Source organism: Bordetella ansorpii (assembly GCF_900078705.1).
GTDB classification, from domain to species: domain Bacteria; phylum Pseudomonadota; class Gammaproteobacteria; order Burkholderiales; family Burkholderiaceae_B; genus Bordetella; species Bordetella ansorpii_A.
Genome location: NZ_FKIF01000003.1, coordinates 203,741 through 229,321 on the forward strand (window position 1 = coordinate 203,741; position 25,581 = coordinate 229,321).

The 25,581-nt window shown below is 68.9% G+C and carries 21 protein-coding genes; 2 read left to right on the top strand and 19 right to left on the bottom strand.

What is annotated here, in order from left to right:
• Positions 1-264 precede the first annotated feature (264 nt).
• The 10 genes from A6745_RS09490 to A6745_RS09535 all read right to left on the bottom strand — a co-directional run bounded on the left by A6745_RS09490 (position 265) and on the right by A6745_RS09535 (position 9,702).
• A complete protein-coding gene (locus A6745_RS09490) occupies positions 265-1,131 on the bottom strand; it encodes a PhzF family phenazine biosynthesis protein (protein WP_066126227.1) in 867 nt (288 codons plus the stop codon).
• 205 nt (positions 1,132-1,336) lie between these two features.
• Positions 1,337-2,716, bottom strand: coding sequence for a 4Fe-4S binding protein (locus tag A6745_RS09495; RefSeq protein WP_066126230.1), 1,380 nt, complete (start codon positions 2,714-2,716; stop codon positions 1,337-1,339).
• Between the two features lie 47 nt (positions 2,717-2,763).
• Positions 2,764-3,609, bottom strand: coding sequence for an FTR1 family iron permease (locus A6745_RS09500; RefSeq protein ID WP_066126234.1), 846 nt, complete (start codon positions 3,607-3,609; stop codon positions 2,764-2,766).
• A 24-nt stretch (positions 3,610-3,633) separates the two neighbouring features.
• The gene (locus tag A6745_RS09505) at positions 3,634-3,957 is read right to left on the bottom strand and encodes a cupredoxin domain-containing protein (protein ID WP_066126237.1); all 324 of its coding nucleotides are present in this window, start codon (positions 3,955-3,957) and stop codon (positions 3,634-3,636) included.
• Positions 3,957-4,493: an iron transporter gene (locus tag A6745_RS09510; RefSeq protein WP_066126239.1), complete on the bottom strand. Its 537-nt coding sequence runs from the start codon at positions 4,491-4,493 to the stop codon at positions 3,957-3,959. The genes A6745_RS09505 and A6745_RS09510 overlap by 1 nt, the downstream gene beginning before the upstream one ends.
• Positions 4,494-4,647: 154 nt before the next feature.
• A complete protein-coding gene (gene phaR, locus A6745_RS09515; protein WP_066126242.1) occupies positions 4,648-5,211 on the bottom strand; it encodes a polyhydroxyalkanoate synthesis repressor PhaR in 564 nt (187 codons plus the stop codon).
• 116 nt (positions 5,212-5,327) lie between these two features.
• Positions 5,328-6,065: an acetoacetyl-CoA reductase gene (gene phbB, locus A6745_RS09520; protein WP_066126245.1), complete on the bottom strand. Its 738-nt coding sequence runs from the start codon at positions 6,063-6,065 to the stop codon at positions 5,328-5,330.
• Between the two features lie 66 nt (positions 6,066-6,131).
• On the bottom strand, positions 6,132-7,757 hold the full coding sequence (gene phaC, locus A6745_RS09525; RefSeq protein WP_066126248.1) for a class I poly(R)-hydroxyalkanoic acid synthase: 1,626 nt from the start codon (positions 7,755-7,757) through the stop codon (positions 6,132-6,134).
• Between the two features lie 218 nt (positions 7,758-7,975).
• Positions 7,976-8,752, bottom strand: a complete 777-nt coding sequence (gene pgeF / locus A6745_RS09530; protein ID WP_066126253.1) for a peptidoglycan editing factor PgeF — start codon at positions 8,750-8,752, stop codon at positions 7,976-7,978.
• Entirely contained in the window at positions 8,740-9,702 is a 963-nt protein-coding gene (locus A6745_RS09535; RefSeq protein WP_066126256.1) for an RluA family pseudouridine synthase, read from the bottom strand. The genes pgeF and A6745_RS09535 overlap by 13 nt, the downstream gene beginning before the upstream one ends.
• Before the next feature lie 107 nt (positions 9,703-9,809).
• Between A6745_RS09535 and A6745_RS09540 the strand changes: the two genes are divergently transcribed.
• Complete coding sequence (locus A6745_RS09540) at positions 9,810-10,601, top strand: outer membrane protein assembly factor BamD (protein ID WP_066126481.1); 792 nt, start codon at positions 9,810-9,812, stop codon at positions 10,599-10,601.
• A 67-nt stretch (positions 10,602-10,668) separates the two neighbouring features.
• On the opposite strand, the gene A6745_RS09545 is transcribed toward A6745_RS09540, so the two are convergent.
• On the bottom strand, positions 10,669-12,792 hold the full coding sequence (locus tag A6745_RS09545; RefSeq protein ID WP_066126483.1) for an ATP-dependent DNA helicase: 2,124 nt from the start codon (positions 12,790-12,792) through the stop codon (positions 10,669-10,671).
• 314 nt (positions 12,793-13,106) lie between these two features.
• Between A6745_RS09545 and tex the strand changes: the two genes are divergently transcribed.
• Positions 13,107-15,563, top strand: coding sequence for an RNA-binding transcriptional accessory protein Tex (tex, locus tag A6745_RS09550; RefSeq protein WP_066126259.1), 2,457 nt, complete (start codon positions 13,107-13,109; stop codon positions 15,561-15,563).
• Positions 15,564-15,622: 59 nt separating this feature from the next.
• Here tex and A6745_RS09555 read toward each other — a convergent pair whose 3' ends face one another.
• The 8 genes from A6745_RS09555 to lpdA all read right to left on the bottom strand — a co-directional run bounded on the left by A6745_RS09555 (position 15,623) and on the right by lpdA (position 25,456).
• On the bottom strand, positions 15,623-17,584 hold the full coding sequence (locus A6745_RS09555; RefSeq protein ID WP_066126262.1) for a bifunctional diguanylate cyclase/phosphodiesterase: 1,962 nt from the start codon (positions 17,582-17,584) through the stop codon (positions 15,623-15,625).
• 22 nt (positions 17,585-17,606) lie between these two features.
• Positions 17,607-18,269 (bottom strand): hypothetical protein, encoded by a 663-nt coding sequence (locus tag A6745_RS09560; protein WP_066126266.1) that lies wholly within the window; start codon positions 18,267-18,269, stop codon positions 17,607-17,609.
• A gap of 287 nt (positions 18,270-18,556) precedes the next feature.
• Complete coding sequence (locus A6745_RS09565; protein ID WP_066126270.1) at positions 18,557-19,888, bottom strand: tryptophan--tRNA ligase; 1,332 nt, start codon at positions 19,886-19,888, stop codon at positions 18,557-18,559.
• A gap of 66 nt (positions 19,889-19,954) precedes the next feature.
• Positions 19,955-20,281: a DUF3325 domain-containing protein gene (locus tag A6745_RS09570; protein WP_066126273.1), complete on the bottom strand. Its 327-nt coding sequence runs from the start codon at positions 20,279-20,281 to the stop codon at positions 19,955-19,957.
• Positions 20,282-20,285: 4 nt separating this feature from the next.
• Positions 20,286-21,992, bottom strand: coding sequence for a PepSY-associated TM helix domain-containing protein (locus tag A6745_RS09575; RefSeq protein WP_066126276.1), 1,707 nt, complete (start codon positions 21,990-21,992; stop codon positions 20,286-20,288).
• Positions 21,989-22,270: a DUF3649 domain-containing protein gene (locus A6745_RS09580; protein ID WP_066126485.1), complete on the bottom strand. Its 282-nt coding sequence runs from the start codon at positions 22,268-22,270 to the stop codon at positions 21,989-21,991. The genes A6745_RS09575 and A6745_RS09580 overlap by 4 nt, the downstream gene beginning before the upstream one ends.
• A 151-nt stretch (positions 22,271-22,421) precedes the next feature.
• The gene (gene zapE / locus A6745_RS09585; protein WP_066126281.1) at positions 22,422-23,516 is read right to left on the bottom strand and encodes a cell division protein ZapE; all 1,095 of its coding nucleotides are present in this window, start codon (positions 23,514-23,516) and stop codon (positions 22,422-22,424) included.
• Positions 23,517-24,028: 512 nt separating this feature from the next.
• Positions 24,029-25,456, bottom strand: a complete 1,428-nt coding sequence (gene lpdA / locus A6745_RS09590) for a dihydrolipoyl dehydrogenase (protein WP_066126283.1) — start codon at positions 25,454-25,456, stop codon at positions 24,029-24,031.
• Positions 25,457-25,581 lie beyond the last annotated feature (125 nt).

Below are 25,581 nucleotides of genomic sequence, written 5' to 3' on the forward strand. Positions count from 1 at the left end.
CCCCTGAACGGGCCTTCGATACCCGGACCACGGTCTGGATTCGAGGGCCGGTCCAGGGGCGTTTTCCATGGAGCGGGCGTGCCGATCCGGCCGCCGGCCGTGGCCGCCCCCGTGCAGGCGCGACGCGCGCGCTTCCGCCCCGGCGGCGCGCCATGACCTGGAACGGCATCGAAACGGTTGAAGGTGCTGGACCGGCGCCCCGAACGCCTGGCTGAAGTCCGGGACGCCTGGGGCACGCCTACCGCACGGGCAAAGCCCTGGCGTTCACACCGTCACCTCGCCCCGCCCCAGCGGAATCACCCGGCCGCCGACCTTGATCTTGCCGTCCTCGGTCACGTCCAGGTAAAGCGTGCTGGGCCGTCCCACCTGCTCGCCCTGGCTGACCACCAGCCTAGCCGGCAGCTCGCGGCCTTGGCTCAGCAGCCAGCCCCCCAGGTTGGCGCAGGCCGATCCCGTGGCGGGATCCTCGACCACGCCGCCGCCCGGCTTGACGAAGAAATGCCGCGCCAGCACGGTCTGGCGGCCATCGGCCGCCGGGTCGCCGAAAGCGAACACATAAGCGGTGCGGCGTCCCAGGCTGTTCGTCGGCCAGTCGGCGCGCCCGGCATCCGGCATGGCGCGGCGCACGGCGTCGAAACTCTTCAGCGGCACCAGCATCTGGTCGTTACCCGTGTCCACGCGCATCGGTTCATCCAGCAGATCGTCCGCCGACAGGCCCAGCAAAGCCGCCACCTCGGCCGCCGGCGCGGACACGCGCGAGGTACGCGGCGCGCCGTCGGTGGGGGCGGTCAGGGTCCAGAGATTGCCTTGCGCCACCACGGGCACCAGCCCCGCCTTCACTTCCAGCGTCACGGCATCGCCGGCGCGCTGCACCTGGCTGACCACGTGCGCCGTGCCCAGCGTGGGGTGGCCGGCAAAGCGCATCTCGTAGCCCGGCGTGAAGATCCGCACCCGCGCATGCGCCGCGTCGCACGGCAGCATGAAGGTGGTTTCGGACAGGTTGAACTGCAAGGCCAGGCTCTGCATCAGCGCGTCGTCCATGCCGCGCGCATCCTCGAAGACGCACAGGGGGTTGCCGCCAAAAGTGCTTTCAGCGAACACGTTGACAAGGTGATAGGTATAGGACGGCATGCGAGGGCTCCGGAGCGGGACGAATGCCCGACACCTTAGCGCATCTCTGTTCCGGTCCGCGCGGGTTCAACTGTGCTGGTCGAACCGCCCGCCCAGCGGGATCGTGGGGCACATGCCAGGCAGGATCGCCCAGGCTCGCACCCCGTCTGCCATGGCATGCGCCGCGCATGGCGCGGCCCGCCGCCAGAGGCGGGCCGTGGCGACATCACCAGAGCGCGAAGAACAGCACCCAGGCCCAGCAGAACGGCGCGATCCCGGCGGCGAAAGCCACCCAGGCAGCCGCCCGGCGCGCCAGGCCCGCCGGGCGCCGCGCCAGCACGCGCCAGCCCAGCCGCAGCGACCACAGCACCGCCAGGGCCAGCAGCGTGAAGCGCACGGGCGCGACCCAATGCGTGCCCATGCCTTCATGCTGCAGCAGCGTGATGGTGGTGGCCGACAGGCCCAGGAACACACCGATGCCGGCCGACGGGATCAGCGCCTGCGCCAGCTTGTGCACGCCGCCGAAGCGCGTGGCCGACTCCTTCAACGGGGCCAGCCGGTCGGCCAGCCACAGCGACAGGAACGACGCGCCGCCGATCACGGCCGCGGCGCCCACGCAGAACACCAGGATGGCGCTGCCGTCCAGCCAGGAAAAGCTGTCGTTGGCCTCGGGATAGTGCGTGAGGATGTACCAGGGCGCGTTGTCCATCAGCGGCCACAGGATGTCGCGCTCGACCAGCCAGGTCGCCACCGCCTGCTTCAGCGTGACGTACCAGGGACTGGCGCTCCAGAGGAACGCGCCCATGGCCACGCCCATCATGCCGAAGCAGATCAGCAGGGTCTGCCAGGGATCGCCATCGGCCACCTGCACGATCTCTTCCTCGGGCGAACGCGGCGTCAGCGCGATGGCGCCGCGGTAGCCGCTGCAGCGGCCGCAGACGTGGCAGTCGCCCGCGCCCTTCATGTGGCGCAGCGGCACCAGCGGCGCGCAGTTCACGGGCTCGATGCGGATGACCGGATGGCGCCACGCCTCTTCGTTCACCTTGAAATGCCAGGGCGCCAGCTTGGCCAGCAGCGTGAACACGCCGTTGACCGGGCACAGGTACTTGCACCAGACGCGCTTGCTGCGGCCGTAGCGCCAGCCGACGATCATCGCGGCCACGGTCGAGCCGCCCAGCACGGCGAGCACCGCCAGCGGATACTGGTAGACGCTGACCAACTGTCCATAGACGGTGGTGATGACGAAGGCCATGAACGGCCAGCCGCCCCAGCGCATCCACTTGGGAATGGCATGGCCCTGCCCGCGCTCGCTGGCCCACTCGGTCAGCATGCCCTCGGGACAGAGCCAGCCGCACCAGGCGCGGCCCAGGATGGGCATCGACACCAGCACGAACGGCCACCAGACCCCCCAGAAGGCGAACTGCGCGACCACCGTCAGATTGTTGAAGACCGACGCCGCGTTGTCCGGCAGCGGCAACATCGGCGGCACGATCAACAGGAAGGCGTAGATCACGACAATGCCCCATTGCAGCCTGCGCAGCAAAGGGGCGTGGTCGCGGAGGAAGTCGGCGATGCGGACGGTTGCCCGTCCGAGTACGGCAGCCATGTATTCAAACCTTGCGCGCCCAGGGGCGCGCGTTCAAGCCGTGAAGTTCATTGCACCGCCGGGCGGGCCGATGCACCGGCCGCCTGGCGGCCGGCGCGGCGCAACAGCGCCCACACCACCACCCAGTAGGCCAGCCAGAACAGGACGGAAACCAGCGCGGGATAGGCACGATAACCTGCGAAGTCGGCCAGGACCTTGCCGATGCCGCTGCTGTCGTCCAGCAACCAGGAACTGTCCCAGATCGGATCGACGACAGGCGGCACCACGCCCAGCGAGATCAGGCGGTCCAGGCCACCGATCAAGAGCGCGCCAGCCAGCAGCAGCAACAGGATCTCGGTCACCTTGAAGAAACGCCGCCAGGTGATCAGCTTGCCGCCCAGTTGCAGCAGCCAGAACGTCAGGAAGGCGATGCCCAGGCCGGCCAAGCCGGCCAGCGCCAGCATCCAGGGCGACTCGCCCTGCGCCGCCGACACCGTGCCGTACAGGAACACGACCGTCTCGCTGCCTTCGCGCGCCACGGCGATCATCACCAGCACCAGCAGGCCCCACCAGTTGTCCTGGGCCACGGACTGGCGCGCGCCGCCTTCCAGTTCGCCCTTCAGCGTGCGGCCGTGCCGTTTCATCCACACGACCATCTGCACCACCAGCGCGCACGCCACCAGCGACATGCCGCTCATGAACCATTCCTGCCCCTCGTCGCTGAGCCAGGACGACACGCCCAGCAGCACCAGCGCCAGGGCCAGGGCCAATCCCAGGCCGGCGGCCACGCCCCCCCACAGATAGGGCATGCCGCGGCGGCCTTCGGGCGAGGCCCGCAGCCATGAATAGAGGATGCCCACCACGAGCAATGCCTCGACGCTTTCGCGCCATACGATGAAGAGAACCTGTTCCATGTTCCGTGCCGCCCTGTATTCGCGCTACTCGGGCTTGACCACCAGCGTGCCGCGCACCTGCTGGTGGAAATCGTCGAAGAAGGGATACTCGCCGGGACGCGAGATGGTGATCACCACGAAGGACTTGACCCCGGGGCCCAGCACTTTTTCCTTGCGCAGCGGAAGGCTCTCGAACTCGACCGGCTCGTTGCTTTCGTTGATCAGTTCGATCTTGAAACGGCCCGCCGGCACTTCGAGCCGCGCGGGCTCGAACGTGCCATCGGGCTTGAACGTCAGCGTGAAGGTCGGCATGTCGGCGGCGGCGGCCGCCGACCACGCGAGCAGCACGGCGGCCAGCAGCCAGCGCATCAGTAGCCGCCCTTCTTGCCGGTGCCGGCGTAGACGAAGTCGTACTCCAGGTCGAACGCGGCGGGGAACGGCGCGACACCGGTTTCCTTGTCGGTATGGCGGCCGAAATGGCTCATCCCATCCGCGCCCGGCGGCAGGATCGTGTACTTCAGGTGGTATTTGCCCGGGCCTTCCAGCTTGACGTTGTCGCCGTAGTGCGGACCGTCGTTGGCCACCATGGGCATGAACGTGCCCTTGATGACGTTGGCGCTGCCGGCCTTCTGGATCTCGAATTTGACCGTCAGGTACGGAACCCATTCGCCCTCGGGAAAACCGCTTTTGTTGTCAGCGGTGGCATGGATGTCGGCCTCGAGGTGCACGTCCGAATCCTTGGCGGCGCGCATCATGCCCGGCGGGTCCATTTCGATCGGCTGCAGGTAGACCGCGCCGATTTCCATGCCGCCCTTCTGGACCGGCTTGCCGATGGGATATTCAGCCGCTTGGGCGGCGACCGAAAGACCCAGGCCCATAGCCAGCGCCATGGCGTGCTTGATCATCAGTACTTCCTTCAGTTCCGACGCGCCCCGGAGCACGTCGCGCAGTTTTTAAACAAGAACCATTTTCAATAATGGTACCGCGTTGAACTGACGTTTCACTGAATCGTCATGCATGCTGCCGCTGGGGACGCATGCGTTCCCCGTGGGCGGCTTCTTACTTGCGGCCGCCCGGCGTGCCGCCCGGCGGGAACGGGAAGGTGGAGAACATGGCGCGGGTCTGATCCTGCATCTGATCCTGCATCTGCACGAACAGGTTCTTGCTCTGGTCGATGTAGTTGTTCATCATGTTCTGCAGCATCGGCGTCTGCACGTTCATGAACTGCGCCCAGGCCTCGGGGCCGAACTGGCTGCCGTACAGGCCCTTGGACTGCTCGGCCATGCGCTGCTGGATGTCCATGAAGGCCTGGATGTTCTTCTCCAGGTACGAACCCATGATGCCCTGCATGGCGTGGCCGTAGAAACGGATGATCTGCGACAGCATGGTCGACGAGAACATCGGCATGCCGCCGCTCTCCTCTTCCAGGATGATCTGCAGCAGGATGCTGCGCGTCAGATCCTCGCTGCTCTTGGCGTCGATGACCTGGAATTCCTCGTTCGCAAGCACCAGCTGCTTCACGTCGGCCAGCGTGATGTACGTGCTGGTCTGCGTGTCGTACAGGCGGCGGTTCGGATACTTCTTGATCAGGCGCACCGTGGCGCCGTTCTGTGCTTGCGTCATGACTGTCCCCGAGATCGGGTGATCTCTTCTAATCGCGTTGGTTGTCAGTGTACCGCCGGGCTACCGCCCTCCTCGAACGGCGCCCGCGGGCGTGATCGAAGCGGCGGCGACCGCGCTCAACCCATGTGCAGGCCGCCGTTGAGCGAGAAGTCGGCGCCGGTGGCGAAGCCGGATTCGTCGGAAGCCAGCCAGGACGTCATCGAGGCGATTTCCTCGGGCGTGCCCAGGCGGCGCACCGGAATGGTGGCGACGATCTTCTCCAGCACGTCGGGGCGGATGGCGCGGACCATGTCGGTGCCGATGTAGCCCGGCGAAATGGTGTTGACGGTGACGCCCTTGCTGGCCACTTCCTGCGCCAGCGCCATGGTGAAGCCGTGGATGCCGGCCTTGGCGGTGGAGTAGTTCGTCTGCCCGAACTGGCCCTTCTGGCCGTTGACCGAACTGATGTTGATGATGCGGCCCCACTGCCGGTCGACCATGCCGTCCAGCACCTGCTTGGTGACGTTGAACAGGCTGTTGAGGTTGGTGTCGATGACGGTGCGCCAGTCGTCCACGGACATCTTGCGGAACAGGCCGTCACGCGTGATGCCGGCATTGTTCACCAGCACCTCGACCGGACCGAGCGCCTGCACGACGCGCTCGAAGGCTTCCTTGGTGGAGTCCCAGTCGGCCACGTTGCCGACCGAGGCGTGGAAGGTGTAGCCCTGCGCCGCCTGCTCGTCCAGCCATTGCTGGTAATTGCGGCTGGGGCCGCAACCCGCCACGACCGTGAAACCGTCCTTGGCCAGGCGCTGGCAGATGGCCGTCCCGATGCCGCCCATCCCGCCAGTCACGTATGCAATCTTGCCGCTCATGGGAAATCCTCCGTTGTGCCCCACACGTTTCTATGCCGATACCTGGTTCGCCGCCGCGGCGGACGATCAGACGGCTCTGACTTTCACGTACCTGCCCGGCGCCGGCTCGATCGGCCTGTGCCGGGCGTTACCCAGTTTGCTGCGGGCGCGCACCTGCGGACCCGCTTGCGTGCCCAGCCATTGCGCCCAGTCGGTCCACCAACTGCCGGGATGCTCGACCGCCTCGGCCAGCCAGGCATTCGGGTCGCCCGGCAGGGCCGCGCCGTCGGCGCCCACCCAGTAGCTGCGTTTCTTGCGCGCCGGCGGGTTGACCACGCCGGCGATGTGCCCCGATGCCCCCAGCACGAATCGCTTGGGTCCGCGCAGCAATTGCGTGGACGCGTACGCGGACGTCCAGGGCACGATGTGGTCCTCGCGCGAGCCGAACAGATAGGCCGGCAGGTCGAGGCGCGTCAGGTCCAGCGGGACGCCGCGGGCCTGCGTGCGTCCCGCCACCTTGAGATTGTTCTCCAGGTACATATTTCGGAAGTACCACGCGAAGAACGGCCCCGGCAGGTTCGTGCTGTCGGCGTTCCAGAACAGCAGGTCGAACGGGGGCGGCGTCTGTCCCTTCAGGTAGTTGCCCACCACGTAGTTCCAGACCAGCTCGTTGGGCCGCAGGAACGAGAACGTGGTGGCCAGGTCGCGCGCGGGCATCAGTCCGCCACGGCCCAGTTGATGGTCGCGCAGCAGCGCATGGCCTTCGTCGACGAAGACCTTGAGCACGCCGGTGTCGTGGAAATCGAGCAGCGAGGTCAGCAGCGTGAGCGAGGCGGCCGGATGCTCGCCGCGCGCATGCGCCAGCGCCAGCGCCGAGGCCAGCATGGTGCCGCCCACGCAGAAGCCCAGGGCATTGACCTGCGGCTGGCCGGTGACGTCGGCCGCCACGGCCAGCGCCTGCAGCACGGCCTCGTCGAGGTAGTCGTCCCAGGTGGCGGTATCGACGCCGTCGTTGTCGGCCGGCACCGGATTGCGCCACGACACGATGAACACCGTGTGCCCCTGCTCGACCGCATGGCGCACGAAGGAGTTCCCGGGCTGCAGGTCGAGGATGTAGTACTTGTTGATGTTCGGCGGCACCACGACCAGCGGACGCTGGTGGACGGTGCCGGTGGTGGGCGCGTACTGGATCAGCTGCATCAGCCGGTTCTCGTACACGACCTGGCCCGGCGTGGTGGCGACGTTCACGCCGATCTCGAACTGGGTCTCGTCGGTCTGGCTGATGCGGCCGCGCTGCAGGTCGTTCAGCAGGTTCGACATGCCGGCGGTGAGCGCCTTGCCGGCCGTCTCGACGATCGATTGCTGCGCGTCGGGATTGAAGGCCAGGAAGTTGGCGGGCGACAGCGCGTCGACCCACTGCATGATGGAGAAGCGCAGGCGTTCGCGCACCGGCTCGCTGACCTGGGCGGCGTCGACCATGCGGGTCATGGCGCGCGCGGACAGCAGGTAGGCATGCGCGATGAGCGCGTGCTGGGCATTGGTCATCCATGCCGCGCTGGCGAAACGGCGGTCGGACGGAGCCGGGAGCGCGCCACGCTTGGCGTCTTCGCACAAACGCAGCCAGTCACGCGAGAAGTCGGCTTGGATCTCGGCCAGGGCATCCGGCGCCACGCTCACCGGAACGGGCCATGTAGCGGAAAGATGAGCGGTCACTGCGACACCTTGTTATCGGAACTGCGCGAGACGATGGTGAATGGCGCACCAAACACTGTCAATGCGGGAATACAACAAGGATACGGGGAATGGCGCGAGGATTCATGCTGCAGCGCAGTATGGCGGCATCGGCGCGGCCCGCACATGCCGCCCGCGCGAGCCTTGTTCACGGCAACCGTGCGAGTCAGGGTCAGGTCGGGGCGCCCTCGGCGGACGGCCTACTCGCCCTCGCGCGTGCCGCGCGGCGCCAGCCAGGCCAGCGCCGCCATGCGCCCGGTTTCCTTGTCGCGCCGGTACGAGAAGAAGCGCGGATCGGTGACGGTGCACAGGCCGCTGAGCTCGGGCTCGGCCACGCCGGCACGCACCAGTCTCAGGCGCGCCAATCCCGGCAGATCCGCCAGCCATTTGCCGGGCGCCTCGGGACGCGGCGCGAAGAAGGCCGCGGCCTCGGCATCGCCATCGGCGAAGGCCCGCACCACGTCCTCGCCGACCTCGAAGGCCGACGGGCCGATGCCGGGGCCGATCCAGGCGCGCCAGCCCCGGGCGCCGGGCGCCTTGGCGCGCATGGCGGCCAGCGTGTTTTCCAGCACGCCGCCAGCCAGGCCGCGCCAGCCCGCATGCGCCACGCCGAGCACGGTGCCCTGGCCGTCGGCCATGATCACCGGCAGGCAATCCGCCGCCATCGCGGCCAGCACCCGGCCGGGCCGGGTGGTGACGCTGGCGTCGGCGGCGGGTTCGTGGCGCTCGTCGGTATCGGCGTCGACCACGTCGGCGCTGTGCACCTGCCGAAGCCACAGCGGCTCGGACGGCACGACGGCGCGCACGCGCCTGCGGTTCTCGTCCACCACCCCGGGGCGGTCGCCCGCGCGCAGGCCCAGGTTCAGCGTGTCGTGCGGGGCCGTGCCCACGCCGCCGCCACGGGTGGTGCAGAAATACCTCACCCCCGGCCAGCGCTGGCCGCCCACCACGGGCAGCTCACCGATCACGTATTCCATTGAATCGCATCCTGTACGGCAATCATGTCGGCGGGCAGCGCCGAGCGGAATTCGACCAGGCCGGCGCCGCCGGGGTCGTCGAAACGCAGCGCGCGCGCATGCAGCATCTGGCGCTGCGCGCCGGCCAGGGCATTGCCGCCATACAGTGCGTCGGCCAGCAGGGGATGACCCAGGCTGGCCAGGTGCACGCGGATCTGGTGGGTGCGGCCGGTTTCGAGCCGGCAGATCACCTGCGTGACGGGCTTGTCGCCGGCGGCGACACCCTGGCGGTCGGCGCGGTAGTGCGTGATGGCGGGCTTGGCCGCCACGGGGCGCTCGACGCTCATGCGCACCGGCACCCGCGCGTCCCGGCCGATGGGCCGGTCGACGCTGCCCTCGGCGCGCAGCCAGCCCTGCGCCAGCGCCAGGTATTCGCGGCCCACCGTGCGGGCCTGCAACTGGCGCACCAGATGGGTCTGCGCCAGCTCGGTGCGCGCCACGACCATCAGGCCGGAAGTGTCCTTGTCCAGCCGGTGCACGATGCCGGCGCGCGCCACGCGCGTCAGCTCGGGATAACGGTGAAGCAGGCCGTTGAGCAGCGTGCCGCTCCAGTTGCCGGCGCCGGGATGGGTGACCAGCCCGGCGGGCTTGTCGACCACGATCCAGTCGGCGCTGTCGGCCACGACGGTGAAATCGATGGGTTCGGGCGAGAACGCCAGGTCTTCGGGAGCTGGCTGTTCCCAGACGGCCAGGCGGTCGCCCGGGCCGACGATCTGGCGCACCTTGGCCGGTTCGCCGTTGACGTGTACGTGGCCGGCCTCGATCCAGCCCTGCAGGCGGCTGCGCGAATGGCCCGGCAGCAGGCCCGCCAACACCTTGTCCAGCCGGTCGGCCTGGGTCCGCAGCGGCAGCGCGATCACGAACGGTTCATCGTCGGAAAGCGGGTCTGTGGAGACGGCTGTGTCGGACATGGAGACAAATCATATAATCGGCCTGCCATGCTACCACTTAGGAAATTCGCCTCGTGATTCACCGCACCGCAGCTCCCTCGTCTTCCGGCTTCCGACGCGGGCCGGCCCTGCGCGCGGCGATCGCGCTATCGGCCCTCTTGCTGATCGCCGGTTGCGGCGGCTCGAAGAGCGACTACGACCCCACCGCCGGCTGGAGCGCCGAACAGCTCTACGCCGACGCCAAGGAGGAAGTCTCCGCCGGCAACTGGGACAACGCCCGTACCCGCCTGACCTCCATCGAAAGCCGCTACCCGTTCAGCGTCCATGCCCAGCAGGCCCTGATCGAACTGGCCTACGTCAACTGGAAGGACGGCGAGAACGAGCAGGGCCTGGCCGCCATCGACCGTTTCCAGCAGCTGTATCCGAACCATCCCGGTACCGACTACATGCTGTACCTGAAGGGCCTGATCAACTTCACGCCCGCCAGCGCCTTCATGACCAACCTCACCGGCCAGGATCCCGCCGAGCGCGATCCCAAGGGCCTGCGCGCGTCCTATGACGCCTTCGCCGAACTGCTCAAGCGCTATCCCAACAGCCGCTACGCGGCCGACGCGCAACTGCGCATGACCTGGCTGGTCAACGCCATCGCCATGAACGAAGTCTACGTGGCGCGCTACTACTACGAGCGCGGCGCCTACCTGGCCGCCGCCAACCGTGCCCAGACGGTCATCACCGACTTCGAAGGCGTGCCGGCCGCCGAGGAAGCGCTGTACATCCTGCAGCAGTCCTACGGCAAGCTGGGCATGAAAGACCTGGAAGCGGACGCCGGCCGCGTGCTGAACAAGAACTACCCCAACAGCAAGTTCAAGACCGACGGCCTGGCCGCGGAAAAGAGCTGGTGGAATCCCTTCTCGCGTTGATCCGCCTGGGCGCGCGGCCATCGGGGGGCGGCATGGACTGCCGCCATCCGAAGGCGGATGGCGGGTTCTAGTCCTGGAACGTGCCCGACGAGCGGCGCGCGTAGAACGCCAGGGCCGCGTCCATGTCGCGCGTGCGGGCGAATGGCGGCAGGCCGCGCCACAGCCGCTTGCCGTAGGGCTTCTCGACCAGACGGGCATCGCCCACCACCAGCACCCCCCAGTCGCTTTCGGTGCGGATCAGCCGGCCCGCGCCCTGCTTGAGGGCGATGGCGGCCTCGGGCAATTGGTACTGTTCGAACGGATTGCCGCCGCGGGCCCGGCAGGCGCGCAGGCGGGCCTCGATCACGGGATCGTCGGGCGGGGCGAACGGCAGCTTGTCGATGGCCACCAGCGTCAGCACGTCGCCGGGCAGGTCGATGCCCTCCCAGAAGCTGGCGCTGCCGACCAGCACCGGATGCTTCAGCTTGACGAATCGCTCAAGCAGGTCGCGGCGCGTGGCTTCGCCCTGGCGCAGGATGGGCCATTCGTGGCCGGCGTCCTCGCAGGCATCCTTCAGGCCCTCGGCGACCCGCTCGACGGCGCGCAAGGTGGTGCACAGCACCAGCGCGCCGCCCGGGCTGGCCTCCAGCAGCGGCATCAGGGTCTCGACGAAACGCTCGACGAAACGCGGCGATTGCGGCTCGGGCATGCCCTGCGGCACGTACAGCAGGCCCTGGGTGGCGTAGTCGAACGGCGATTCCCAGCGGCCGGTTTCCGCGTCATCCAGGCCCAGTTGGCTGGTGAAGTGATTGAAGTCGCCATGCACGGACAGCGTGGCCGATGTCAGGATCCACGCCTGGCCCGGCTTGCGGTGGCGTGAAAACGCCTGCGCCACCGACAGCGGCGCGGCATGCAGCCGCACGTGATGCTGCCCGTGCTCGACCCAGCGCACCGCGGGCCCCGTCCAGGACGCCTCGGCGGCGGCTTCCCGCAGCACGGCCTGGGCGGCCTCGCGGGCGGCGGCGACGGCCGGCTCGGCGGCTTCGGCCACGGCCTGGGCCTCGGGACCATTGGCGTCCGAGCCCCAGCCCGGATCCAGCGCCGCCTCGGTGGCGCCCGGGCGGCCCGGCGACGCCCAGCGCGACAGGCGGGTGACCAGATCGGCGCCGCCACGGGCGGCCGCCATCAGGTCCGGATGCTTTTCCGCCACGCCGGCCAATGCCCGGGTGGCGGCTTCCAGCGTCTTGCGCAGCACGGCCAGCGCGGCGTCGAACACCTCGGGTTCAGGCATGGCCTCGAACGTGGCCTTGCGCCCCGGCACGCGCTCGAGCGAGGCACAGGCCAGGCGCAGTTCGCGGGCGGCGGTCTCGACCTCGCGCGAGACGTCGCCCCATTTCGCGGCCTCGCGCGCATAGGCCAGGCCGGCGGCCTCCATGGTGCGGCCGAAATCCAGCAATTGGTGCGTGGACACGCTGTTGCCCAGGAAGCGCGTGGCCGTGTCCGGCAACTGGTGCGCCTCGTCGAAGATGACGGTGTCCACTTCCGGCAGCAGGTCGGTCACGCCCTCTTCGCGCAGCACCATGTCCGCCATGAACAGCGCGTGGTTCACCACCACCACGTCGGCTTCCTGCGCCTGGCGGCGCGCCTTGACGACGAAACAGTCGCGGATGCGCGGACAGTCCTGTCCCAGGCAGTTCTCGCGGGTGGAGGTGACGCGTTGCCAGATGTCGGCGTCTTCGGGAATCTGGGCCAGGTCGGCCCGGTCGCCGGTCTTGGAGATGTTGGCGAAGACCTGGATCTGGCGCAGCTGGGCGATCTCGGCGCGGTTCTTCAGGGCACGCTCGTCGCCCTGCAGGCGGTCGAGGTGGTAGTGGCACACGTAGTTGCCGCGCCCCTTGAGCAGCGCGGCCGTCACCGGCAGCGCCAGGGCGGCGCGCACGCGCGGCAGGTCGCGGGCATATAGCTGGTCCTGCAGCGTGCGGGTGCCGGTGGACACCAGCACCTTGCCGCCACGCGCGAAGGCCGGCACCAGATAAGCCCAGGTCTTGCCGATGCCCGTGCCGGCCTCGGCCACCAGCGTGCCGCGCTGGGCCATGGTGCGCTCGATGGCCTGGGCCAGGTCGACCTGGGCGTCGCGGCGCAGATAGCCGGGCAAGGCTTGGGCCAGGGGGCCGTCGGGGGCGAAGAATTCGGTGATGTCCGGATGCAGCATGGCGGGGGGCGCGAAGATGACCTCCATGATACCCGGGGCCGCCCCCGTCAGTCCTCGACAGGGACGTTTCCGCCGCGCCGCCGCCCGCTGGACGGCGGCCCTGGAGCGGCGGCATGCGACCGTTTCGCCACGCTTGGGCCGGCGGCTTTCGCCGTCCGGCAAAACCCCGTGCCGCGCCGCCTGCGGCGGTTTGCGGCCCGGCATCCCACCTGGAAACCAGAGGACACACTCGTCCCGGCGGAGCCCGCCCCCGCGGAGGCGCGGGTCGCTTATGGCAAAATCCGGCGCTTGTTCGTATTTCAGCCATAGCGAAGATGACTCAACCCTCCGCCTCCACGAGCGCCGTGCCCGACACCGCCCGGATCATCGCCCAACTGGCCACCGAACTGCAGGTGCGCGCCACGCAGGTGGCCGCCGCCGTCGAGCTGCTGGATGGCGGCGCCACGGTGCCGTTCATCGCGCGTTACCGCAAGGAAGCCACCGGCGCCCTGAACGACACCGTCCTGCGCGACCTGGAAGTGCGCCTGGGCTACCTGCGTGAACTGGAAACGCGCCGTATCGCGATCCTCGAATCGATCAGCCAGCAGGGCAAACTGACGCCCGAGCTGCGGACAGAGATCGCCTCGGCCGACACCAAGCAGCGGCTCGAAGACCTGTACGCGCCCTACAAGCCCAAGCGCCGCACGCGCGCCCAGATTGCCCGCGAAGCCGGCCTGGAGCCGCTGGCCGACGCCATCCTGGCCGATCCTTCCTGCGATCCCGCCGCGCTGGCCGCGCAATACCTGAATCCCGAGGCCTCGATCAACGATGCCAAGGCCGCGCTGGACGGCGCGCGCGACATCCTGGCCGAGCGCTATGCCGAGAACGCCGACCTGCTGGCCGACATGCGCGAACACCTGTGGAGCACCGGCGTGCTGTATTCCAAGGTGGCGGACGGCAAGGAAACCGAAGGCGCCAACTTCCGCGACTGGTTCGACTTCAACGAGACGCTGCGCACTCTGCCCTCGCACCGTATCCTGGCGCTGCTGCGCGGCCGCCAGCAAGGCGTGCTGGAACTGCGCGTGGGCCTGCAAGCCGACCAGGAAGCGCTGACGCCCCATCCTTGCGTGGCGCGCGTGGCCACGTTCCTCAAATTGGGCAATGGTGAAGGCCCCCACGCCACGCCTGCCGGCTCGCTGCCCCCCAGGGGGGCGCAGGCTGTCTCGGGGCGGCCCGCCGACAACCTGTTCGCATTGGATGCCCCCCCTCGCGCCCGCTGGCTGGCCGAGGTGTGCCGCTGGACCTGGCGCGTAAAGCTGCTGACGGCCTTCGAAAGCGAACTGTTCGGCCGCCTGCGCGACAGCGCCGAAGCCGAGGCCATCCGCGTGTTCGCCGCCAACCTGAAAGACCTGCTGCTGGCCGCGCCGGCCGGCCCCAAGGCCGTGCTGGGCCTGGATCCTGGCATCCGCACGGGCTGCAAGATCGCGGTGATCGACCGCACCGGCAAGGTGGTCGACACCACCACCGTGTACCCCTTCGAGCCGCGCCGCGACCGCGAAGGGACCATCAATACGCTGGCCGCGCTGGCCGCGCGCCACCAGGTCGAACTGGTCGCCATCGGCAACGGCACGGCCTCGCGCGAAAGCGAGAAGCTGGTGGCCGACATGATGGCGCGCTTCCCCGACCTGCGGCTGACCCGCGTGGTGGTGTCGGAAGCCGGCGCCTCGGTGTATTCGGCCTCGGAAACCGCCGCACTCGAATTTCCCGACCTGGACGTGACGCTGCGCGGCGCGGTGTCCATCGCCCGCCGCCTGCAGGACCCGCTGGCCGAACTGGTCAAGATCGATCCCAAGGCCATCGGCGTGGGCCAATACCAGCACGACGTCAACCAGCGCGAGCTGGCCCGTTCGCTGGATGCCGTCGTGGAAGACTGTGTGAACGCCGTGGGCGTGGACGTGAACACGGCCTCGGCCGCCTTGCTGACCCGCGTGTCGGGCCTGAACTCGACGCTGGCCAAGAACATCGTGGCCTGGCGCGACGCCAACGGCGCGTTCCCGACGCGCAAGAAACTGATGGACGTTCCGCGCTTCGGCGACAAGGCCTTCGAGCAGGCCGCGGGCTTCCTGCGCATCCCGAACGGCGACAATCCGCTGGATGCCTCTTCGGTGCACCCCGAGGCGTATCCCGTGGTCGAGCGCATCGTGGCGCGCATCAAGGCCGACGTGAAGCAGATCATCGGCCAGCGCGATGCCCTGAAGGGCGTGTCGCCCGCCGACTTCACCGACGAGCGCTTCGGCCTGCCCACCGTGCGCGACATCTTCAGCGAACTGGAAAAGCCCGGCCGCGATCCGCGCCCCGAGTTCAAGACCGCCCAGTTCAAGGAAGGCGTCGAGACGCTGAACGACCTGTATCCCGGCATGGTGCTGGAAGGCGTGGTCACCAACGTGGCCAACTTCGGCGCCTTCGTCGACATCGGCGTGCACCAGGACGGCCTGGTGCACATCTCGGCATTGGCCGAGAAATTCGTCAAGGATCCGCGCGACGTCGTGCGCGTGGGCCAGACCGTGCAGGTGAAGGTGCTGGAAGTCGACGCGGCGCGCAAGCGCGTGGCGCTGACGATGCGCCTGAACGACGCGGCGGAGCCCGTGCGCCGCGGCAGCGGCGCAAGCGCGCCGGCCCCGCGCGGCGGCGATCGCGGCGCACGCCGTCCGGGTCCGGATGGCGGCGGCCGCGGCGCGGCGGCGCCGGCGAACAGCGCCATGGCGGATGCCTTCGCCAAGCTCAAGCGCTGACACGGCTGGCGCATGTCCCTCGCCGGGAGGGATGGCCCGGCACGCGCCCCCGCCGGCCCTCAGGCCTCGGCTCTTACGCCCGCCCCGCGCATCTGCGTGATGCCCAGGCCTTCCAGCACCTGCCGGGTCGCCACGTCGGGGACGTCCTCGGCGCATACGTCGATATCGCGCTGGCGCGCCAGGTCGATCACCGTGGCCGCCAGCGCCTGGCTGCCGGGGCTCGTGGCAAGCCCGGCAACGAAACCGCCCCCCAGCTTCACGTAGGCCAGCGGCAGGCCGTGCAGCCGGGTCAACGCGCTGAACTGCTGCGCCAGGCGGCGCAGGCCCACGCGGGTGCCCATGCGGGCCGCCAGGCGGCACAGGTCTTCGACCGAAGCGTATTGCTCGACCAGGCCATGCGCGTCGATTTCAATGTACAGGCGGCTCGCCAGGGCCGGGGATTCGGACAGTTGCCGCTGCAACTGCGTCAGGAAGCTGGACTGCTTGAGCGACGGCAGCGACACGCGCACGACCAGGTCACCCTCGTTCTGCGCCAGCCACTCCAGCCCCAGCCGCACCGCCTGCAGGTCGCAGTCGGCCGACAGGTTCAACCGCACGGCGGCGGGAATGAACAGATGGGCGGGGATCGGCTCGTGCGAGCCGCCCGCCAGCAAGGTCAGTTGCGCCTCGTGGCGCACCACCTGCCCTTGCAGATCCACCAGCGGATCGACGGACAGCGAATACAGGCTGAGCCGCACGCCGTTCTGGATGGCTTCCTTCCAGGCGGTCTCGCCCACTGCCAGGCCTTGCGGCGCGTCCTCGGGGGCGAACTGGGGCTGGTCGTCGCCCGAGTCCTCGGCCTGCATCAACGCATGATCGAGCCGCGCCAGCACCTCGCCGGCCTGCGCGCCAGGCATGTAGTTCGTCAACGCCAGCGCCCAGCGGCACAACGCCCCCTCGCCCACGGGGATGCGCAGGTGGCGCAATTCCGCGCGCAGGCGTTCGGCCAGCAGCGTGGCCACGGGCGTGGTGGAATTCGGGAACAGCAGCGCGAAGTCCGAGCCGTTCAGGCGGCCGAGCACCGCGCCGGGCTGGCGCCGCGCCGCCACGACACTCTGTATGCGCTCGTACACCATGCGCAGCCACTGGTCCGCCAGCGCGCGATGCATGTGGCGGTTGATGCCGGCCAGGTCCCGCTGGCGGAACACCAGCACGTGGCCCATGGGAAAGCGTTGGCGCGCCTCGGCGTCCTCGGCGGATTCGGCCAGCGCCTGGTCCAGGCCCTGCATGAATGCCTTGCGGCTGGCCGCGCCCGTGACCACGTCGCGCTCCAGCTCGGCCCGCATGGATTCGGTGCGGGCCGCCTGCGCCTCGGCGGCGGACCGCAACTGCTCGCGCGCCTCGTTGACCGCATCGGCCACGACGGCCAGCTCCGCCACGCGCGACACCGCCGGCGCGCGATTCCATTGGCCGCGTCCCAGCGCACGGACGTGATCGCCCAGCTCGGGCAGCAGGCGGCGGTGCAGCCAGCTTGCCAGCGACCAGGCGAACAGGCCCCACGACACGCCGGCGGCCAGCACCAGCGCCGCCACGCGCTGGCAGCTTTGCCACAAGGTTTCCCACGCATAGGCGTCGTCCGCGACCAGCGTCACGGCGCCGACCTGGCGCCAGCCGTTGTTCACGGGATGGCTGGCGGCGCGCGCATGCATCGGCACCAGGCGACGGAACCAGGCCGGCGCGGCAGGCTCGGCATGTTCCTGGCGGCGTTGCACCACAGGCTTGCCCTGGGCATTCTCGAAGCTGACTTCCTTGAAGTTGCCCCCGTCGAACAGCGACGTCACCAGCAGCGACTGGACCGCGGGATCGGCGCTGCCCGGCTGGGACAGCGCCAGGGCCAGGGAAACGGCGGCATCACGGGCCTGCATCTGCAACTGGCCCGACAGGTACTCGCGCGCGGATGAAATGCTCAGGGCCAGTACGCCCACCAGAATGGCGACGATTGCCAGGGAAACACTCAACAACAGTCGCCGAAGAATCGACATGGGCAATTCCTACACACTCCAATCAGGGTTCCAGGCCTTCACGCCGCATGCGGGCCAACAGCGCGCGCCAGCGTCCGACCCGGTCGGCCGGCGTGGCGCGGCGCTCGTCCAGGTAGACGCCGCCCGCGCTGAAGCTGAATACCGGGATCAGGTCCGGACGTTGCGTGGCCGGCAACACCGCCGCCGCAAGGTTGTCCAGCACCAGCGGCTCGGCGCCGGGGGTGGCGTAATATCCGAGCACCATGTGCGGCACCGGACGCCCCTCTAACGGCCGCGCCTCGACATAAATAAAGCGCAGGCGGTCGACGGGCACGCCCAGCACGGCCAGCGAGAAGTACTTGCCGACGGCGTAATCGGCATAGGCGCCCTGCCCTCTTGCCAGGATTTCCAGGGGGGTGGCCCAATCCAGCGCGGGCCGCGCCACGGCCTCGGCGGGCAGGATGCTGCGATTCCAGAAGTCGTTGACGCGTTCGAGTTTGTCGCGTTCCGGCAACGCCGCATCGTTGTGCAACTGCAGCAGCCAATCCGCCACGGCCTGCAGCGCCTGCGGGCCATAGCGGGTTTCGGCCGCGTGGCGCAGCCGATCAGGATTCAGTTCCAGCGCGCCCGCGGCGCCGCTCCAGCAGGCCAGGCACAGCAAGACCGCCCAGCCGGCCTGACGGGCCAGCCGTATGGGTATGGACATGATGCTCGCTCGAGAGAAGGTGGCGCGGCGCCAGCCCGGCGGCGCCCAGGCAGAGCGCTACGCCACGAGCCGCGCCTGCCTCCATGCCGCGGCCCCGGCTCGCCATCCCGGAACGGGAACGATTTGCCTGGGAACGGCCTGGCGACCAAAACCGCCTCCGACGGTCTCGGAAATTACCACAAGACCTGTCTGTCGAAACAAAATGTCTGTGCTTAATTTGTGAGCAAAACACCCCATTGACGGCCGGCGCGATCCGGGAGCAACGCCCGGCTTGCGCGTCGCTTCGCCTATTGCGCCAGTTCGGCCAATGCGTCGCGGGTGCGGTCGATCGTGCCGGCGGCCGTGCCCTCGGGGCTGGCCGCCACGTCGGCGCCATCCAGTTGGACCGCATACGAGGCGTCGCCCGTGGCACGCAACTGCGCCTCGGCCGGCAGGCGCTTCATGGCGGCGCCGGCCTGCTTGGGATCGGCATAGGCCTGCGAGGTCAGCAGCTCCTGGCCATCGGCGGCCAGCAGGCGGAAGCGGAAGCTGCCGTCGGCATCGCGGAAGCTGACGAAGCGAGCGCCCTTGGCGGCCTTGGCGCGCGCACCCTTCTTGTCGGCCGCCTGCGCGCCCAGGTTGCGCAGGCCCACGGCCTCGCGCAGCACCTGCAACGCAGGACCGGCCATCGCGCGGGCGCGGGCCGCGCCGTGCCGCAGGATTTCCTCGATGCGTTCGGGATGGGCCATCAGCGCGTCGTAGCGCTCGCGCATGGGCGCCAGGATGCCTTCCAGGCGCTCGTACAGGGCCGTCTTGGCCTCGCCCCAGCCCATGCCGCCCTCGAGCTGCGCGCGGAAAGCGGCGCTTTCCTCGGGGGTGGCGAAGGCGCGGTACAGGGTGTACAAGTGCGAGCCTTCGGCGTCCTTGGGTTCGCCGGGCTGGCGCGAATCGGTCACGATGCGCATCACCGCCGCGCGCAAGGCCGCCGCGCCGCCCTCGAACAGCGGGACGGTGTTGTTGTAGCTCTTGGACATCTTGCGGCCGTCCAGGCCGGGCAGCGTGGCCACCTCTTCCTCGATGACCACCTCGGGCAGCACGAAAAAATCGCTGCCGTACAGGTGATTGAAGCGCTGCGCGATGTCGCGCGCCATCTCCAGGTGCTGCACCTGGTCGCGGCCCACCGGCACCTTGTGCGCGTTGAACATCACGATGTCCGCGGCCATCAGGATGGGATACGAGAACAGGCCCATGGTGACGCCATCATCGGGCTCGACACCCTTGGCCGCGTTCTGGTCGACGGACGCCTTGTAGGCGTGCGCGCGGTTCATCAGGCCCTTGGGCGTGACGCAGGTCAGCAGCCAGCACAGCTCGGGGATCTCGGGCACGTCGGACTGGCGGTAGAACGTGACGCGCTCGGGATCCAGGCCGGCCGCCAGCCACGTGGCCGCCAGCTCCAGGCGAGAGCGCGCCACGCGCGCCGGATCGTCGCACTTGATCAGCGCGTGGTAATCCGCCAGGAAGAAGAACGCGTCGACGCCGGGCTGGGTACTGGCCAGGATGGCCGGGCGGATGGCCCCGGCGTAGTTGCCCAGGTGAGGCGTGCCGGTGGTGGTGATGCCGGTGAGGACGCGGGTATTCATGACTGCGGCGGTGGACGAGTGAATAGAAGCCGCAGTGTACTCCGCGGGACCGCCGCGAACCGGGCCTCAGGCTGCCCAGGCCAGCACCGGCGCGGCCAGCGCGCAGGCGCCGCCGGTGGCCAGCGCCGCCCGCGGCCAGTAGGTCAGGAACCAGATCAGCAACAGGCCCGCCAGGCTGAGGATGCCGACCCATTCGACGGTGCCGTAGCTCCAGCCCCAGGCCGCCGCGCAGGCGCCCAGCGACAGGGCCAGGCCCAGCCAGCCCATCAGGCGCAGCAGCAGGCGATGCCGGCGCGGGATCTCGCGGTCGAACACGTCCTCGTAGTGGCGGTCCATGGCCAGGCACAGGGCGGAGAATCCGGCATAGGCCAGGCAGAAGGCGGCGGCGTTCATGCGATCACCTCGGGTCGTAGGCAGCGTTCGCGCCAGGCTCGGCCTGGGCGCGAGAGAAAGCAGCGGGCGCGGGCGCGCGGGCGGCGGCATTGGATGCCTCGGCAGGCGTGCCGGACCGTGGCCTGGCGGCTCGCGCCGCGGCTACGGGACGGGCGCGGCCCGCGCGATGCGCGATCCAGCCCAGCAGCGCGCCGCAAGCCAGCACGGTCAGGTCGAAGCCCGCCATGACCCAGTCGCCTGCCGGCAATGACACGCCGAGATGGCGTGAGGTGGTCAGCGCGTTGACCACGGGCACGGCCATCAACATCCAGGCGGCCAGCCACAGCAGCTCGCGCCACTTGCGGCGTCCGCGGACGAAGGCGTACACGAAGCAGAGGCCCCATGCGATGAAGAAGGCGCGCGACTCCCAGTTGCCGTGGTTGGGCAGGTCCGGCGGCAGCAGGCGGTTGGCCCAGAAGTATGTGGCGCACGCCACGCCCAGGCCGGCGATCGTGCCGGCATTCAACGCGTCGACCACACGCAGCGAGATCGTGTCGGGCGTGCCCGGCTTGAGCTTCTGGCGCCGCTTGGCGATCCACAGGACCAGGCCCGAGCCGACCATGGCGGTGCCCGCCATGCTGACCAGGAAGTAGAACCAGCGCAGCAGCGGTTCGGCATACAGTCCCAGGTGCAGGCCGATGAGGGTGCCGGCCGTGATGGCCGCGCCGCTTTGGGCATCGTTGCGGCTGATCAGGCTGCCATCCACGCCGCTGTAAGTGATGGTCGGGGCCAAGCGGCCATAGGACACGCGTTCGGAAGTGGCGCGGCCCACGCTTACCGTGGCGGCGGCATCGCCGGGCTGGCTGACCACCACGCGCCCCACCCGGCCGCCCTGCCAGTCCGCCTGCGCCTGGGCCACCAGCGGCCCCAGCGGCAGCAGCTCGGCCGGCTTGCCGGTCGCGGGCCTCACGGCGAACGCGGGAAAGGCTTCGTCGAAAAACTGGCGTTCGTTATCGTAGGTGGCCAGGATGCCCGCCGGCAGCAGCATGGTCGCGAACAGCACCACGCCGCTGAACGTGATCAACAGGTGGAACGGCAGTCCCAGCACCGACAGCACGTTGTGCCCATCCATCCACGCGCGCTGCCCGCCCTTGCCCGGCCGGAACGTGAAGAAATCGGCGAAGATCTTCTTGTGCGTGATGATGCCGCTGATGATGGCGACCAGCATGAACATGCCCGCGATGCTGGCCAGCCAGCGCCCCCACGGGTAGCCCATTTCGAGTTCGAAATGGAACCGGTAGAAGAACTCGCCGCCGCGCGTGTCGCGCAGCTTGAGTTCCTGGCCCGTTGCCGGATCCAGCACCGCCCGCTTGAACGCACGCTGGCCGGGCGGCGGCTTCGGGATCTGGTAAGTGAGCAGAATGGCCGGCTCGCGCGGACTGGACGGCGTGATGAACCAGCGTGTGGCATTGGGCGCGTGCTCGCGCAGGAAGCGTTCGGCCACCGCGACGGATTGCGCGGTGGACACCGCCTGCACCGAGACGTCGGGTTGCATCCAGCGGGTGATCTCTGGCCGGAAGAACGCCAGCGTGCCCGTCAGGAACATCGCGAACAGCACCCAGCCGAATATCAGGCCCGACCAGGTATGCAGCCAGGACATCGCCTGGCGCAGGCCCTCGGCCTTCGCGGGGCCGGCTCCTGCGTCGCCCCGGGCGCGGTCCGGCGCGCTCATGCCGCCCCCGGCACGCGCGCGAGCCACCACAGCCCCGCGAAGATCGCGGCCGGCAGCACGACGCCCACCCAGGCCCGCCAGGCGCTATGCGTGGCGAAGACCCAGATCACCGCGCAGGCGTAGGCCACGAAGGCCAGCATCTGCGCCGTCAGGACCGCGTCCACCCGGGACATGGGCAACCATACGGCAAAGCACGCGGCGGCGGCGGACGCCAAGGCATACCCGCCTCCGATGGCGGCAATGGCGCGTGAGGCGACGGCGAAGCGGTAACGCAACAGACTGGCGGAGGGATCGGGTTTCACAGGCGGAATTCGGCGTACGGCGGAGGAAACGCACGAATTATAATCATTCTTAATTAGAATGACCTACCCGCCCGGGCGTTTTTCATGTGGGCGCGCCGCCGGCAGGGCGGCGCGCGGGGCCGGCTTCCTACAGCTGCACCGTCTTGCGGCGCTCGGCCTCGAGATACTCGCGCGACTGCATCTCGAGGATGCGCGACACCGTGCGATGGAACTCGTTGGCCAGCGCGCCCTCGGTGTAGATTTCTTCCGGCGGGCATTCGGCCGACATGATCAGCTTGACCTTGTGGTCATAGAACACGTCGATCAGCCAGGTGAAGCGGCGTGCCTCGGACGCCTGCCGCGGCCCCATGCGGGGTACGTCGGACAGCACCACGGCATGGAAGCGGTTGGCCAGTTCCAGGTAGTCGTTCTGCGAGCGCGGCCCGCCACACAGCGTGTTGAAGTCGAACCACACCACCGAACCGGCCAGCTTGCGCGCGCGTATCTCGCGGTGCTCGATGTGCAGCACGGGATCGGCCTCGGGCGGCGTATCGGACAGCTTGTGAAAGGCCTCTTCCAGGGCCTGGCGCGCGTGCTCGTCCAGCGGCGCGTGATAGCACTGCACCTGTTCCAGCGTGCGGCGGCGGTAGTCGATGCCGGCGTCGACGTTCATCACGTCCATGCGGTCCTGGATCAGCTTGATGGCCGGCAGGATGCGGTCGCGGTGCAGGCCGTCCGGATACAGCGTGGAGGGCTCGTAGTTGGACGTCATGATGAACGAGGTACCGTGCTCGAACAGCTTCTGCAGCAGGCGGTACAGGATCATGGCGTCCGCCACGTCCGAGACGTGGAATTCGTCGAAACAGATCAGTCGATAACGGCGGGCGACGCGGCGCGCGACTTCGTCCAGGGGGTCCTGCATTCCCTTGACCTCGTCGAGCTCGCGGTGCACCCCGCGCATGAATTCATGGAAATGCAGGCGCGTCTTGCGCACCACCGGCACGGTGGCGTAGAACGCGTCCATCAGGAAACTCTTGCCCCGCCCCACGCCGCCCCACAGGTACACGCCGCGCGGCACTTCGGGACGGCTCAGCAGCTTCTTCAGCGCGTTCGAGCGCATGGACTTGAAGCGCACCCAGTCGTCGTAGTAGCGCTGCAGGCGGTCGATGGCGCGCTGCTGCGCCTCGTCGGGCTTGTAGCCGCGTTCGGACAGGGCTTGTTCGTAATATTGCTGGACGTTCATTGTTGCTTGAGCCTCTCGAAGGCGTCCTGTCGATGGAGGGCGTCGGTTGCCGGGTTCTCGCTTGAAGGCGTCCTGCGAGAGCCGGACGCGCGCGGGCCGGCCAAGTCGTCGGGCTCGGGCGCGTTACCAGACGCCCTCGGTCCCGCTGCGCGGGACTTCCCCTCCTCCAATTGGCCGGCCCGCGCGCGCCCGGCTCTCACAGGACTCACGTCAATGGCATGCACAGGGCGCTGGCATGCCGCTGCCGTGGAGCTTGGCCACGGCGTTGCACATCCTCGCATTGTCAGGCGGTTCAAACCTGTTCGCCAGAAGCCAGATGGGCAATGGAAGACACTGAGAGCTCTCGCCGGCCGCAGGGGCCGAGCCGGCCAATTGGAGGGAGGGCAGTCCCGCGCAGCGGGACCGAGGGCGCCTGCTGGCGCGCCCGAGCCGAGCGACTTGGCCGGCTCGGCCCCTGCGGCCGGCGAGGGCGGCTAAAGAACACCAACACCCTCGACGGACTTACACCGAACTCAGAAGTTCAGCGTACGCTTGTCCACCGCCAGGGCGGCTTCCTTCACCGCTTCCGACAGCGTCGGGTGAGCGTGGCAGATACGAGCGATGTCTTCCGCGGCGCCACGGAATTCCATGATCGTGACCGCTTCGGAGATCAGCTCGGAGGCCATCGGGCCGATGATGTGCACGCCCAGGACTTCGTCGGTCTTGGCATCGGCGATCACCTTGGCGAAGCCGGTGGTGTCGCCCAGCGCGCGCGCGCGGCCGTTGGCCATGAACGGGAACGAGCCGGCCTTGTACTCGCGGCCCTCGGCCTTGAGCTGCTGCTCGGTCTTGCCGACCCAGGCGATTTCCGGCGAGGTGTAGATGACCCACGGCACGGTGTCGAAGTTGACGTGGCCGTGCTGGCCGGCGATACGCTCGGCCACGGCGACGCCCTCTTCCTCGGCCTTGTGCGCCAGCATCGGGCCACGCACCACGTCGCCCACCGCCCACACGTTGGGCAGGTTGGTCTTGCAGTCGCCGTCCACGGCGATGAAGCCGCGCTCGTCCAGCTTCAGGCCGACGGCGTCGGCGTTCAGGCCGCCGGTGTACGGAACGCGGCCGATCGAGACGATCAGCTTGTCGACCACCAGCTTCTGCTCGGCGCCCTTGTTGTCGGTGTACGGCACGGTGACCGACTTGGCCGTCGCCTTGATCTCGCCGATCTTCACGCCGGTCTGGATGTCCAGGCCCTGCTTGGCGAAGGCCTTGGCGGCCTCCTTGGCGACCTGCTGGTCCGCGGCGGCCAGGAACTCGGGCATCGCTTCCAGGATCGTGACTTCCGCGCCCAGGCGGCGCCACACGCTGCCCATTTCCAGGCCGATGACGCCGGCGCCGATCACGCCCAGCTTCTTGGGCACGGCGGCGATGTTCAGGGCGCCGTCGTTGGACAGCACGGCCTTTTCGTCGAACGGCAGGCCGGGCAGTTCACGCGGCGACGAGCCGGTGGCCACGATCACGTGCTTGGCGACCAGGTCTTCTTCCGAGGTGCCGGTGACCTTGATGGCCCAGCCGCCCTCGACCTGGCCGGCGAACGCGCCCTTGCCATGGATGAAGGTGATCTTGTTCTTCTTGAACAGGTACAGGATGCCGTCGTTGTTCTGCTTGACGACCTTGTTCTTGCGGCCCAGCAGCGTGTCGAGCTTCAGGCTCACGCCCTTGGCCTCGATGCCGTGCTCGGCGAAGTGGTGGTTGACCTGTTCGAAGTGCTCGGACGACTGCAGCAGCGCCTTGGACGGAATGCAGCCGACGTTGGTGCACGTGCCGCCGGGGGCCGCGCCGCCTTCGCCGTTCTGCCAGGCGTCGATGCACGCCACGGACATGCCGAGTTGGGCGGCGCGGATGGCGGCGATGTAACCGCCGGGGCCGGCACCGATGACGACGACGTCGAATTGTTTGGACATGATGTTCTCGCGATGAATTGGGGGAGAGGTCCGTGGCCGCATGGGCAACCGGGCCGCTGCGCGGCAGGCCGCGGCCGGGACCGGGCCGGACGCTGGCGCGCGTTACACGCCGTGCCCGGCCTTCT

Excerpts from the sequence above, each read along its gene's own strand:
- A6745_RS09490 (WP_066126227.1), bottom strand. The coding sequence starts at position 1,131 with ATGCCGTCCTATACCTATCACCTTGTCAACGTGTTCGCTGAAAGCACT.
- A6745_RS09495 (WP_066126230.1), bottom strand. The coding sequence starts at position 2,716 with ATGGCTGCCGTACTCGGACGGGCAACCGTCCGCATCGCCGACTTCCTC.
- A6745_RS09500 (WP_066126234.1), bottom strand. The coding sequence starts at position 3,609 with ATGGAACAGGTTCTCTTCATCGTATGGCGCGAAAGCGTCGAGGCATTG.
- A6745_RS09505 (WP_066126237.1), bottom strand. The coding sequence starts at position 3,957 with ATGCGCTGGCTGCTGGCCGCCGTGCTGCTCGCGTGGTCGGCGGCCGCC.
- A6745_RS09510 (WP_066126239.1), bottom strand. The coding sequence starts at position 4,493 with ATGATCAAGCACGCCATGGCGCTGGCTATGGGCCTGGGTCTTTCGGTC.
- phaR (WP_066126242.1), bottom strand. The coding sequence starts at position 5,211 with ATGACGCAAGCACAGAACGGCGCCACGGTGCGCCTGATCAAGAAGTAT.
- phbB (WP_066126245.1), bottom strand. The coding sequence starts at position 6,065 with ATGAGCGGCAAGATTGCATACGTGACTGGCGGGATGGGCGGCATCGGG.
- pgeF (WP_066126253.1), bottom strand. The coding sequence starts at position 8,752 with ATGGAATACGTGATCGGTGAGCTGCCCGTGGTGGGCGGCCAGCGCTGG.
- A6745_RS09535 (WP_066126256.1), bottom strand. The coding sequence starts at position 9,702 with ATGTCCGACACAGCCGTCTCCACAGACCCGCTTTCCGACGATGAACCG.
- A6745_RS09545 (WP_066126483.1), bottom strand. The coding sequence starts at position 12,792 with ATGCTGCATCCGGACATCACCGAATTCTTCGCCCCCGACGGCCCCCTG.
- tex (WP_066126259.1), top strand. The coding sequence starts at position 13,107 with ATGACTCAACCCTCCGCCTCCACGAGCGCCGTGCCCGACACCGCCCGG.
- A6745_RS09555 (WP_066126262.1), bottom strand. The coding sequence starts at position 17,584 with ATGTCGATTCTTCGGCGACTGTTGTTGAGTGTTTCCCTGGCAATCGTC.
- A6745_RS09560 (WP_066126266.1), bottom strand. The coding sequence starts at position 18,269 with ATGTCCATACCCATACGGCTGGCCCGTCAGGCCGGCTGGGCGGTCTTG.
- A6745_RS09565 (WP_066126270.1), bottom strand. The coding sequence starts at position 19,888 with ATGAATACCCGCGTCCTCACCGGCATCACCACCACCGGCACGCCTCAC.
- A6745_RS09570 (WP_066126273.1), bottom strand. The coding sequence starts at position 20,281 with ATGAACGCCGCCGCCTTCTGCCTGGCCTATGCCGGATTCTCCGCCCTG.
- A6745_RS09575 (WP_066126276.1), bottom strand. The coding sequence starts at position 21,992 with ATGAGCGCGCCGGACCGCGCCCGGGGCGACGCAGGAGCCGGCCCCGCG.
- zapE (WP_066126281.1), bottom strand. The coding sequence starts at position 23,516 with ATGAACGTCCAGCAATATTACGAACAAGCCCTGTCCGAACGCGGCTAC.
- lpdA (WP_066126283.1), bottom strand. The coding sequence starts at position 25,456 with ATGTCCAAACAATTCGACGTCGTCGTCATCGGTGCCGGCCCCGGCGGT.